This is a genomic window from Microbacterium sp., assembly GCF_043427715.1.
Classification (GTDB): Bacteria; Actinomycetota; Actinomycetes; order Actinomycetales; family Microbacteriaceae; genus Microbacterium.
In genome coordinates this window covers 1-12,393 of the sequence record NZ_JBHWTD010000109.1, presented here as the reverse complement: position 1 = coordinate 12,393, position 12,393 = coordinate 1, and the positions used below count along the sequence as shown (strand labels likewise).

The following is a 12,393-nucleotide window of genomic DNA, read 5'->3' as shown; positions in this document are numbered from 1 at the left end:
GATCTCGGCGCGGGGGCGGGCGGCCGCGCCCGGCGTCCCGCCGCGCGGCGCCGCAACCTGATCGGCTACCTGTTCCTGGCGCCCTTCCTCATCCTGTTCACGACGTTCGTGATCGTCCCCGCGATCTTCGGACTGTGGATCAGCCTGACCAACTGGAGCCCGTTCCGGGACTCGCAGGACTTCGTCGGGCTGAAGAACTACATCGACCTGTTCACCGCCGGGTCGACGACCTCCGGCGACTTCTGGCAGGCGATGGGCGCCACCGGGCTCTTCGTCCTGCTGAGCGTCCCGTTTCTCGTCGTCCTGCCGCTGTTCATCGCGGTCTTGCTGAACCGCAAGCTGCGCGGCGCGACGGTGTTCCGCACCGTGTTCTTCGCGCCGTACGTGCTCGGCGTCGCCATCGTCGGCGTCATCTGGAACTACGTGTTCGACACGCAGTCCGGCATCCTGAACCACGTGCTCGGCCTCCTGGGCCTGCCCGACGACACCCCGTGGGTCGTCGACACCCCGTGGGTGTGGGTCTCGCTCGTCGGCGTCACGGTGTGGTGGACCGCGGGCCTGAACACCGTGATCTTCCTCGCCGGCCTCAAGGGCATCAACACCGACCTGTACGAGGCGGCCGCCCTCGACGGCGCCGGTGCCGCCCGCACGTTCTTCAGCGTCACCCTGCCGGGCCTGCGTCCCGTGATGCTGTTCATCACGACGACGACGGTCCTCGCATCGGCGAACATGTTCGGGCAGTCGTACCTGCTCACCAACGGCGGACCGGGCAACGCGACCCGCACGGCGATCATGTACATCGCCGATCAGGGTCTGTCGCAGAACAACATGGCACCGGCATCCGCCATGAGCTACGTGCTGTTCGCCTTCCTCGCGATCATCAGCGCCATCAACTTCCGCCTGCAGCGGGAGCGCACCGAGAAGGTCATCAAATGACGGACACCGCCGCCCGCCCGCGCACCGACCGCGACGCGCCGACCGCGTCCACCTCGCCGGCCCGTCGCCGACGGAGCCCCGGGCGCGCCGCGTCGCGCGCGACCCTCTACGCCGTGCTCGTCGCGCTCGCCCTCGTCGTCGTGTTCCCGCTCATCTGGATGCTGCTGACGTCGGTGAAGACGGATGCCGACGCCGTCCGCAACCCCTACGCGCTGCCGGATCCGGTGTCGTTCGAGGCGTATCAGACGCTCCTCACGAGCGGTCAGCAGCCGATCTTCCTGTGGCTGTGGAACAGCTTCGCCGCGGCGACGCTGCAGACGGTGCTGATCCTCGCGACCGCGTCGATGGCGGCCTACGCGCTCGCGCGCCTGGAGTTCGCGGGCCGGAACATCGTGTTCGGGCTCATCATCGCGACGCTCCTCGTGCCGCCGGTCGTCTTCCTGATCCCGAACTACCTCATCGTCGAGAACTTCGGCTGGCTCGACACGATCCTCGCGATCACGATCCCCGGAGCGGCCAGCGCGTTCGGGGTGTTCTTCCTGCGGCAGTTCTTCCTGAGCGTGCCGGTGGAGATCGAGGAGGCCGCGCGCATCGACGGGGCGGGGGAGTTCCGCATCTTCTTCCAGGTCGCGCTGCCGCTTGCCAAGCCCGCGCTCGCGACCCTCGCGGTGCTGTCGTTCCTCGGCAACTGGAACGACTTCCTGTGGCCGGTGTACGTGCTGCTCTCGCCCGAGAACATGACGCTGCAGCCCGGTCTCGCGATGCTGCAGGGCGCGTTCCGCACCCACTTCGGGATCGTCATGGCGGGGGCGGCGATTGCGTCGATCCCCGTGCTGATCCTGTTCGCGTTCGCGCAGCGGCAGATCGTGGACTCCGTCGCCGGGGCGGCGGTCAAGGGATGAGCCGACTGCGGCCGGCGGCGCTCGTCGCGATGGGGATCGCGGCACTCCTGACCGTCGCCGGCTGCGCGGCACCCGCTCCGGAACCGGCCCCCGCCGAGTCGCCGGCCGCGGGAGGCTTCGTCCTCGACGAGGACTTCCCCGACCCCGACGTGATCGAGGCGGACGGCGAGTACGTCGCGTTCGCGACCGGCAGCCACGGCCTCAACATCCGCGTCGCGCGCTCCGCCGACCTCGCGAGCTGGACGGTCGAGCGGCGCGACGCGCTGCCGGTCCTCCCGGCGTGGGCGTCGCCGGGCCGGACGTGGGCGCCGGAGGTTGCGGCATCCAACGACGGCTACGTCATGTACGTGACGGCGCAGGACACCGCGTCGGAGCGGCAGTGCATCGGCGTCGCCGTGGCGGGCTCGCTCGACGAGGACTTCGCGCCGGTCGGCGAGGAGCCGCTGGTCTGCCCCGTGGATGCCGGCGGCGCGATCGACGCGGCGACGTTTGACGACGCCGACGGCACGCGCTACCTGCTGTGGAAGACCGACGGCAACTGCTGCGCGCAGGACACGTGGCTCATGATGGCGCCGCTGACGGCGGACGGCACGGCGTTCGCCGGGGAGCCGGTGCGGCTGCTGAAGCAGGACCAGGAGTGGGAGGGGTCGCTCATCGAGGCGCCGACGCTCGTGGAGCGGGACGGCCGCTATCACCTCTTCTATTCGGCCAACGACTACGGCAGCGACGCCTATGCGATCGGCGTCGCGACCGCGACGGCGCCGACGGGGCCGTACGAGAAGCAGCCCGAGCCCGTGCTGTCGACCGCGTCCTCGGACGGCGCCTTCACCGGACCGGGCGGCCAGGACGTCGTCGCGACGTCGGGCGGCGACGTCCTCGTCTTCCACGGCTGGGACGAGCAGTTCATCTACCGCGGCCTGCACACGCAGCCGGTCGCGTTCTCCCCGGACGGCGTGACCGTCGGCTGAGCCGGCCCGGGTGTCTCCCAGCCCGGGTGTCTCACAGGGCGGCGCACTACTGTGGGGAGGTGACTGACAGCGATACTGCGGCTGATACCGCATCCCCGGCCTCCCCAGGCTTCGACGAACTGGGCCTCACCGGCCCCGTTCTCGCCGCGATCAAAGATCTCGGCTATGAGACCCCCTCGGCCATCCAGTCTGCGACCATCCCCGTCCTCCTGGGCGGCCGCGACGTCGTCGGCATGGCGCAGACCGGCACCGGCAAGACCGCTGCCTTCGCGCTGCCGATCATGGAGAACCTCGACCTCACGCAGAAGACGCCGCAGGCGCTCGTGCTCGCCCCCACCCGCGAGCTCGCGCTCCAGGTGTGCGAGGCGTTCGAGTCCTACGCCGCGCGCATGAAGAACGTGCACGTCCTCCCCGTCTACGGCGGTCAGGGCTATGGCGTGCAGCTGTCCGCGCTCCGCCGCGGCGTGCACATCGTCGTCGGCACCCCGGGCCGCATCATGGACCACCTCGAGAAGGGCACCCTCGACCTCTCGCAGCTGAAGAACCTCGTCCTGGACGAGGCCGACGAGATGCTGAAGATGGGCTTCGCCGAGGACGTCGAGCAGATCCTCGCGAAGACGCCCGAAGAGAAGCAGGTCGCCCTCTTCTCGGCGACCATGCCGGCATCCATCCGCCGTCTCGCGCAGCAGTACCTGCGCGACCCGGAGGAGATCACGGTCAAGACGCAGACCTCGACGAACACGAACATCACCCAGCGCTACCTGATCGTGTCCTACCAGCAGAAGGTCGACGCCCTCACGCGCATCCTCGAGGTCGAGGACTTCGACGGGATGATCATCTTCGTCCGCACGAAGAACGAGACCGAGACGCTCGCCGAGAAGCTCCGCGCCCGTGGCTTCAGCGCCGCGCCGATCAACGGCGACATCCCGCAGCCGCAGCGTGAGCGCAGCGTCCAGCAGCTCAAGGACGGCAAGCTCGACATCCTCGTCGCGACCGACGTCGCCGCGCGCGGCCTCGACGTGGAGCGCATCAGCCACGTCGTGAACTTCGACATCCCCACCGACACCGAGTCGTACGTGCACCGCATCGGCCGCACCGGCCGCGCCGGCCGCAAGGGCGACGCGATCAGCTTCGTCACGCCGCGCGAGCGCTACCTGCTCGCGCACATCGAGCGAGCCACGCGCCAGGCGCCGACGCAGATGCAGCTGCCGACGACCGAGGACATCAACTCGACGCGCCTCGCACGCTTCGACGACGCGATCACCGCGGCGCTCGCCGAGACCGACCGCATCGCCGGCTTCCGCGACGTCATCGCCCACTACGTGCGCAACCACGACGTGCCCGAGCAGGATGTCGCCGCCGCCCTCGCCGTCGTGGCGCAGGGAGAGACGCCGTTGCTTCTCGACCCGGCATCCGACCAGCTCGCGAAGACCGTCGCCGCCGACGCGCAGCGCGGCACCCGCAAGGAGCGCACCGACAGCGGCCCGCGCGAGCGTCGCAGCCGCGGAGACTTCACCGCGTACCGCATCGACGTCGGCCGCCGTCACCGCGTCGAGCCGCGCCAGATCGTCGGCGCCCTCGCCAACGAGGGTGGCCTCGGCCGCGACGACTTCGGTGCGATCACGATCCGCCCCGACTTCTCGCTCGTGGAACTGCCCACGAACATGGATGCCGGTGTCCTCGACCGCCTGAAAGGCACCCGCATCTCGGGTCAGCTCATCAACATCGCGCCCGACCGCGGCCGCCCCGGCCGGCGTCGCGACGACGACCGTGGCGCCCGCCGGTTCGACGATCGGCCGAAGCGGTCGTACGACGACCGCCCCCGTCGCGACGACGACCGCCCGGCGCGGAAGTCCCGCCAACGCGACTGACCGCGCCGCGGGCGCGTGCCCGTGCGTGATTGCAATGGATGCCGCGCGGCACGCCGCGTGGCGGTGAGCCCGGCCGGCGTGTCGGGTCGGATCCATTGCGATTTCGATCGGCCCGGCCGGGTGCATGCGCGCACACGACAGAACCGCCGCTTCCGGTCCCACACCCGTGGGGACAGAAAGCGGCGGTTCTTCGTCGGAGGGCGAGTGCCCGCCCCGACCGTCAGTCGGCGTCGACGAGGTACTTCGCGTACGCGCCGAGCGTCAGGAACGCGGGGAACTCGGTTCCCAGCGCCACGTCGCGGAAGATCTCGGCCGCATCGTCGAAGCGGTCGCCGTCGCGGCGCTCCACTTCACCGAGCACCTGCTCGATCAGTCCCTCGACGTACTCGCGGGTGATCGGGGTGCCGTCCTCGGTCACGCGGTCCTGGTGGATCCACTGCCAGACCTGCGAGCGGCTGATCTCGGCGGTCGCGGCATCCTCCATCAGGTTGTCGATGGCGACCGCACCCAGGCCCCGCAGCCACGCCTCGATGTAGCGGATCGCGACCGACACGTTGCCGTACACACCCGCCGTCGAGATCGGCAGACCGATGTGGCAGTCGATGAGCTGCTCGGGGCGCACCTGCACGTCGTCGCGGACGCGGTCGACCTGGTTCGGCTTGTCGCCGAGCACCGCGTCGAACTCGGCCCGCGCCACCGGGATCAGGTCGGGGTGGGCCACCCAGGTGCCGTCGAACCCATCGCCGGCCTCGCGCTTCTTGTCGGCGGCGACCTTCTCGAACGCCTGCTTCGTGACCTCGGGGTCACGGCGGTTCGGGATGAAGGCGCTCATGCCGCCGATCGCGAAGGCGCCGCGCTTGTGGCACGTCTGCACGAGCAGCTCGGTGTACGCCCGCATGAACGGAACCGTCATGGTGACCTGGCTGCGGTCAGGGAGCACGAAGCGTGCGCCGCGGCCGCGGTAGTTCTTGATCATCGAGAAGATGTAGTCCCAGCGGCCGGCGTTGAGGCCCGCGATGTGGTCGCGCATCTCGAAGAGGATCTCCTCCATCTCGAAGGCGGCCGGGAGCGTCTCGATGAGCACCGTCGCGCGGATCGTGCCGTGGGGGATGCCGACGTACTGCTCGCTGAAGGTGAACACGTCGTCCCAGAGCTTCGCCTCTTCGGACGACTCGATCTTCGGGATGTAGAAGTAGGGGCCACGACCACGGGCGATCAGCTCGGTCGCGTTGTGGAAGAAGTAGAGACCGAAGTCGACAAGCGAACCGGATGCCGCCATGGTGCGACCGTTGCGGTCGGTGAACTCCATGTGCTTCTCCACCAGGTGCCAGCCGCGCGGACGCATCACGATGGTCGGCGTCCGCTCCGCGGTGACGCGGTACTCCTTGCCCTCGGGGCTCGTGAACTGCAGCTGTTCGCGGATGGCGTCGAACAGCGAGAGCTGGCCTTCGATGACGTTCTTCCACGTCGGGCTGGTCGCGTCCTCCTGGTCGGCGAGCCACACCTTCGCGCCGGAGTTCAGCGCGTTGATTGTCATCTTCGGGTCGGTGGGGCCGGTGATCTCCACGCGGCGGTCCTCCAGGCCCGGGCCGGGGCCGGCCACGCGCCACTCGGTGTCCTCGCGGATGTGTGCGGTGTCGTGACGGAAGGTCGGGTCCTGGCCGTTGCCGATCTCGAAGCGGCGACGCATGCGGTCGGCAAGACGGTCGTGCCGGCGCCCGGCGAAGCGGTGGTGCAGCTGGGCGAGGAAGTCGAGGGCGGCAGGGGTGAGGACCTCGTCGTAGCGCTCGCCGAGTCGGCCGACGACCGTGATGGTCGGGATGCTCTGGGTCGCGATGGTCGATGTCGTGGGCGCGGTGCCCGTCATGGTGGGGGTCATGGCCCTGCCTTCCTGTGTGAACCGGATTTCTTCCGGGAACGGCTTCCCGTGACACCACTATGTGTGAATTTCCACGCTCACTCCGGCCAAATCGGAAGTGAAGTTTGTGCGATCTTCTGTTTATCTGACACACTTTCGAGCATGACGATCGTGGAAGAAGCGGCATCCGACATCGAAGAAGCCGACGCCCTCACCATCGGCCGGCGCATCCGGCAGCTGCGCACCGCGCGCGGGATGACCCTCGACGAGCTGGCCTCCGCCGTCGAGCGGGCGCCGAGTCAGCTGTCGATGATCGAGAACGGCAAGCGCGAGCCGAAGCTCACCCTGCTGCGCACGATCGCGAAGGCGCTCGGCGTGACGATCGACGCGCTCCTCGAGGCCGAGCCCCTCGACGAGCGCGCGACGCTCGAGATCACGCTCGAGCGCGCGATGAAGGGGCAGACCTTCCAGTCACTCGGCATCGCGCCGTTCCGCATCGGCAAGAGCGTGCCCGACGACGTGCTGCGCACCATGGTGGCGCTGCAGAACGAGATCGAGCGGCTCAACGACGAGCGCTCGGCGACGCCCGAAGAGGCACGCCGCGCCAACGTCGAGCTGCGGCACCTCATGCGCCGGCAGGACAACTACTTCGCCGAGCTCGAAGAGCACGCCTCGCGCATCCTCGCCGCCGTCGAGCACCCGGGCGGGCCACTCACCCAGCGCACCGCGTCGGAGATCGCCGCGCACCTCGGGTTCTCCCTGCACTACGTGTCGGACCTGCCGCAGTCCACCCGCAGCGTCGCCGACATCCGCAACGGCCGGCTGTACCTCTCGAACACGATCCCCGGCCGCGGCGACAGCCGCACCCCCGTGCTGCAGGCGCTCGCCAGCCGCATCCTCGGGCACGCCGAGCCGCGCTCGTACGCCGAGTTCCTGCGCCAGCGCGTGGAGACCAACTACCTCGTCGGCGCGCTCATGGTGCCCGAGAAGCACGCGGTATCCTTTCTGCAGGATGCCAAGTCGCGCCGCGCCATCTCCATCGAAGACCTCCGCGACGCGTACTCCGTCTCGTACGAGACCGCCGCGCACCGCTTCACCAACCTGGCGACGCGACACCTCGGCATCCCGGTGCACTTCCTGAAGGTGCACGAGTCGGGCACCATCACGAAGGCGTACGAGAACGACGACGTGAACTTCCCCGCCGACCGCTTCGGGTCGATCGAGGGGCAGATGTGCTGCCGCAAGTGGACCAGCCGCGAGGTCTTCGACATCCCCGACAAGTTCAACCCGTACTACCAGTACACCGACACCGGCAACGGCACCTACTGGTGCACCGCCCGCGTGGAGAGTTCGAGCGAGGGCGCGCACTCGGTGAGCGTGGGGGTGCGCTTCGACGACACGAAGTGGTTCATCGGCCGGGAGACCACGAACCGCGGACTGTCGAGGCACTCCGTCGAGGTGTGCTGCCGGCGCCCGCCCGAGGAGCTCGAGTCGCAGTGGCGCGACCAGGCCTGGCCGAACGTGCGGACCCCCCGCACGCTGCTGGCGACTCTCCCCACCGGCGCGTTTCCGGGCGTCGACACGACCGACCTGTACGAGTTCCTCGAGGCGCACGCCCCGCGGTGAGCCTGCGGGGCGCGCGCGCGGGTTCGCGCGCGCGGCATCCCTCCCCGCGCCTGCACACCTTCCCGGCGAGGAGGGGCGAAGGGCTGAGCGCGGGTCAGGCCAGGCGCACGACGGCGAGGTCGACGCGCGCGCTGGCGCGACGCTCGAGGATCTCGATGCGCTCCGGTCGGAGCACGTCGCCCGCGGAGAATCGGACGTCGGTCGACACCAGCACGCGGTTCACCCCGTTGACGAGCAGGAGCGGCACCCCGAGCGCGGAGAGCGGGGGAGTGAGGGCCTCCTCGATCGTGTCGATGAGCACATCGAGCCCGGCGACGCCGACGAATTCCCCACCGACGCGCACGGGCCAGGCCGCCGTCATCGTGTACTCGTCGCTGCACAGGTAGTCGACGTACGGGCCGGCGACGTGCGGACGCCCCGTGGTCATCGGGATGCGGAACCATTCGAGCTCGCGGTAATCGATGCCCTGCTTGACCGACTCGGCGGGGAAGACGAGCTTCCGCCGGTCGGGACCCTGCCACCACGACAGGTGGCTGGCGGTGTCGGTGAGCAGGTCGACGGTCGCGATGAATCCCGCTCCGTAGACGCCCTTCGCCGACTCGTCGAGCAGCTGGTGCGCGTGCGCCTCGACGATGTCGTCGATCCGGGCCGCCGTGAGCGCGTCGACCTCAGCGATCTCGGCTGCGAGGCGCGCCGCGTGCTCCTCGAGACGGGGCAGGATGCCGTCGAAATACGCCGTTGCGATGGCCGCGGCCGCATCGACCGCGCCGCCCGCATCCGCGGCGCCCACCCCCGGCGGCAACGTGGGGTCCGCACTCGTCGTGGTCATGGGCGCTCCTGTCGGGTCAGGCTCTGGTCGCATCGTACACAGCGGCATTCCGCCGCCTCCCGCCGAATCACCACCGAATCGCCGAATCCACACCGGAATCACGCGCATTCGCTGTTGATTCGGGAAGCGAGTGTTGATTCGCCGCTGGGGGAGCGGGGGAGGCGCTGAGGCGCTGGCGCAGTGCGTCGAGGGCGACGACGGCGGCCGTGATCATGCCGTCGGTGGCGGCGCTCGCGGCATCCTCGTCACCGTCGTCGACGGCGGCGATCACGGCGGCGAACCGGTCGTGCTGATCGGCGCGGGCGGACGCGTCGGCGTCGAGCAGGCGCAGCAGCGGCGAGATCTCGGCCTGCAGGCGCATCTGGTCACGGGTGAGGCGGGCGGACTGGCTGAGGGCGACGAGCTCGAGCTGGAGGTCATCCATCGTGTGCCGCCACGCCATGAGGTCGCGTTCGTCCAGCTCGCCGTCGCGAAGCGCGTCGAGGCGGGCGAGGCGCGTGCGGATCGCTTCGATTTCGCCGGATGCCGCGCGGCGGGCGGCCAGGCGGCTCGCGGCCACGGTGAGCGCGGCGTAGTGCACGCCGAGGTCGCGCAGTCCGAGTCGTGATGTCCGCACGAGGGTCTCGCGGGCGAACGCGCGCGGGTCGGCGGTCTCGGACACGAAGCTGCCGCCGCCGCGTCCCCGCCGGGTCGTCACGAGCCCTCGCGAGCGGAGACCCAGCAGCGCCTCGCGGACGGTCGTCGGCGCGACGCCCATCGTGCGGGCGAGGTCGGCCTCGGACGGCAGTCGGTCGCCGGCACGAAGGTGCCCGCCCATGATCGCCTCGGCGATGCGCCGCTCCACCAGCTCTGCCCGACCGGCCTCCCCGATCGGCAGGAACATCGAGCCCTGCAGACGGTGCGGTCGACGCGCCGGGGCCGAGGGGGAGCTGGTCACCACGTCATCCTTTCACTCGCGGGTGGGGTGGAAGCGAGTGCCGCGACCGAATCGAGACCGCTCGTTCACACGCTTGAAATATAACCTCTGGTTCCATATGTTTACTCGTGCCCGGGCACAGAGTCGTCCCAAGGAGATTGCATGCGTTCACCCGTCCTCACCGACACCGCCGCCATGACGACGAACGAGCGCGGCGACGTCCACCTGTCCGGGGTGTCCAAGAGCTTCGGCGAGACGGTCGCCGTGAAGGACCTCGACCTCGAGGTCCGCCAGGGCGAGTTCGTCTCCATGCTCGGCCCGTCGGGCTCGGGCAAGACGACGGTGCTCCGCATGATCGCCGGCTTCGAAGACGTCACGAGCGGCACCATCCGCATCGGCGGCGACGACGTCACCTCCCTCCCCGCGCACAAGCGCCCGGTGAACACCGTCTTCCAGGACTACGCGCTGTTTCCGCACATGACGATCGCCGAGAACGTCGCGTACGGACTCAAGGTGCGCGGGGCCGGCACCGCCGAGCGGAAGGATGCCGTGGCCACGGCGCTTCGGCAGGTGCGCCTCGACCAGCACGCGAACCGCCTCCCGCACCAGCTCTCGGGCGGTCAGCGGCAGCGCATCGCGCTCGCGCGCGCCCTGATCCTCCGCCCCCGCGTGCTGCTGCTCGACGAGCCGCTGGGTGCCCTCGACAAGCAGCTCCGCGAGGAGATGCAGATCGAGCTGAAGTCGATCCAGCGCGAGGTCGGCATCACGTTCATCTTCGTGACGCACGACCAGGAGGAGGCCCTCACCCTCAGCGACCGGGTCGCCGTGTTCAACAACGGTCGCATCGAGCAGATCGGCACGGCCCGCGAGGTCTACGAGTACCCGCAGACCGAGTTCGTCGCCCGGTTCCTGGGCCTGTCGAACATCATCCCCGGTGAGCTCGCCGGGGCCCTGACCGGCACCGTGCAGACGATGAGCGTCCGGCCCGAGCGGGTGCGTCTGCTGGCTGCCGACGAAGCCGTGCACCCGGGTGACATCACGCTCGAGGGCACGGTCGCCGAGGTCGTCTACACCGGCCCCACCACCCGCGTGGTGGTCGACGCCGCAGACGGCCTGCGCCTGCTCTCCGAGACCCAGAACACGCACCATCCGTCGGCCGACGTCGACGTCGCCCGGGGCGACCGCGTCCGCGTCGCGTGGGCCGTGGACCACGCCACCCGCATCCCCTGACCTGCACCACCCGAACACACACAGAGGAGTACCCATGAAAGGCAAGATCTCTGCCGCTGCGGCCGGCTTCGCCGTCGCCGCGCTGGCACTGTCCGGCTGTGCCGGCACAGCGGAGGACACCGACGCACCCGCCGGTGGCCTGTCGATCGACGTCCCCGACGTCCCCATGATGGAGGAGAAGGGCGAGTACGAGGACCACGTCGACATCATCGCGTGGTCGGGCTTCGTCGAGCCGGCCTGGGCCGACGCCTTCACCGAGGAGACCGGCTGCCAGGTCAACCGCCGCGTCGCGGGCACGAGCGACGAGATGGTCCAGCTCATGCGCACGGGCGACTACGACCTCGTCTCGGCATCCGGTGACGCGAGCCTGCGCCTGATCGCCGGCGGCGACGTCGCCCCGATCAACCTCGACCTGATCCCCAACTTCGGCGACGACATCGTCGAGGGCATGAAGGGGCAGGTCTATGACACGATCAACGGCAAGAGCTACGGCATCCCGATCGGTCGCGGCGCCAACATCCTGCAGTACAACAGCGACGTCGTCACCGAAGAGCCCACCAGCTGGGACGTCGCGTGGGAGACCGACAGCCCCTACGCCGGCAAGATCATCGCCTACGACGCCCCGATCTACATCGCCGACGCTGCTGTCTACCTGATGGCGCACGAGCCCGACCTCGGCATCACCAACCCCTACGCGCTCGACGAGGAGCAGCTCGCCGCAGCGATCGACCTGCTCAAGCAGCAGAACGAGATCGTCTCGGAGTACTGGGCCGACCCCGCCGCGCAGATCACCTCGTTCGTCGGCGGCAACACCGTGCTCGGCACGTCGTGGGAGGTGCTGCGCAAGCTCACCGAGGACGAGAAGTTCAAGTCCGTGCTTCCGGAGGAGGGCTCGACCGGCTGGTCGGACGCCTGGCTCATCTCGTCGCAGTCGGAGAGCCCCAACTGCGCGTACGAGTGGATGAACTACACGAGCACGCCTGAGGTCAACGGCGCAATCGCGATGAACTTCGGCATGGCCCCCGCCAACGCCGCGTTCTGCGAGACGAGCGATGAGGCGAAGGCGCACTGCGACTACTACAACGCCACCGACGAGGAGTACTTCAAGAAGGTGTGGTTCTGGACCACCCCGATCGAGCAGTGCGTCGACGGTCGTACCGACGTCACCTGCACGAACTTCCAGCAGTGGACGGACGCCTGGCTGACGGTCAAGGGCTGATCCACCCGGTGGCGGCGCCGAGGCACCTCGGCGAGATG

General features: G+C 69.4%; 10 protein-coding genes. 7 read left to right on the top strand and 3 right to left on the bottom strand.

Annotation, left to right across the window (positions count from 1 at the left end; translation table 11 throughout):
• The 4 genes from ACHFGS_RS11685 to ACHFGS_RS11670 all read left to right on the top strand — a co-directional run.
• Positions 1-936: carbohydrate ABC transporter permease (locus ACHFGS_RS11685; protein ID WP_394289486.1), on the top strand; the 936-nt coding region annotated here is incomplete at its 5' end.
• A complete protein-coding gene (locus ACHFGS_RS11680; RefSeq protein ID WP_394279845.1) occupies positions 933-1,838 on the top strand; it encodes a carbohydrate ABC transporter permease in 906 nt (301 codons plus the stop codon). The genes ACHFGS_RS11685 and ACHFGS_RS11680, both read left to right, overlap by 4 nt.
• The gene (locus ACHFGS_RS11675; protein ID WP_394279846.1) at positions 1,835-2,806 is read left to right on the top strand and encodes a glycoside hydrolase family 43 protein; all 972 of its coding nucleotides are present in this window, start codon (positions 1,835-1,837) and stop codon (positions 2,804-2,806) included. Before ACHFGS_RS11680 ends, ACHFGS_RS11675 begins: the two co-directional genes overlap by 4 nt.
• Before the next feature lie 59 nt (positions 2,807-2,865).
• Complete coding sequence (locus ACHFGS_RS11670) at positions 2,866-4,677, top strand: DEAD/DEAH box helicase (protein ID WP_394279847.1); 1,812 nt, start codon at positions 2,866-2,868, stop codon at positions 4,675-4,677.
• Between the two features lie 220 nt (positions 4,678-4,897).
• Here ACHFGS_RS11670 and aceB read toward each other — a convergent pair whose 3' ends face one another.
• Positions 4,898-6,556 (bottom strand): malate synthase A, encoded by a 1,659-nt coding sequence (gene aceB / locus ACHFGS_RS11665; RefSeq protein WP_394279848.1) that lies wholly within the window; start codon positions 6,554-6,556, stop codon positions 4,898-4,900.
• 141 nt (positions 6,557-6,697) lie between these two features.
• Between aceB and ACHFGS_RS11660 the strand changes: the two genes are divergently transcribed.
• Complete coding sequence (locus tag ACHFGS_RS11660; RefSeq protein ID WP_394279849.1) at positions 6,698-8,161, top strand: helix-turn-helix domain-containing protein; 1,464 nt, start codon at positions 6,698-6,700, stop codon at positions 8,159-8,161.
• Between the two features lie 94 nt (positions 8,162-8,255).
• Here ACHFGS_RS11660 and ACHFGS_RS11655 read toward each other — a convergent pair whose 3' ends face one another.
• The gene (locus ACHFGS_RS11655) at positions 8,256-8,990 is read right to left on the bottom strand and encodes a cache domain-containing protein (protein WP_394279874.1); all 735 of its coding nucleotides are present in this window, start codon (positions 8,988-8,990) and stop codon (positions 8,256-8,258) included.
• A 67-nt stretch (positions 8,991-9,057) separates the two neighbouring features.
• A complete protein-coding gene (locus ACHFGS_RS11650) occupies positions 9,058-9,927 on the bottom strand; it encodes a FadR/GntR family transcriptional regulator (protein ID WP_394279873.1) in 870 nt (289 codons plus the stop codon).
• Between the two features lie 141 nt (positions 9,928-10,068).
• On the opposite strand from ACHFGS_RS11650, the gene ACHFGS_RS11645 reads away from it, so the two are divergent.
• Entirely contained in the window at positions 10,069-11,136 is a 1,068-nt protein-coding gene (locus ACHFGS_RS11645; RefSeq protein WP_394279872.1) for an ABC transporter ATP-binding protein, read from the top strand.
• 34 nt (positions 11,137-11,170) lie between these two features.
• The gene (locus ACHFGS_RS11640) at positions 11,171-12,355 is read left to right on the top strand and encodes an extracellular solute-binding protein (protein WP_394279871.1); all 1,185 of its coding nucleotides are present in this window, start codon (positions 11,171-11,173) and stop codon (positions 12,353-12,355) included.
• The last annotated feature ends 38 nt before the right edge of the window (positions 12,356-12,393 follow it).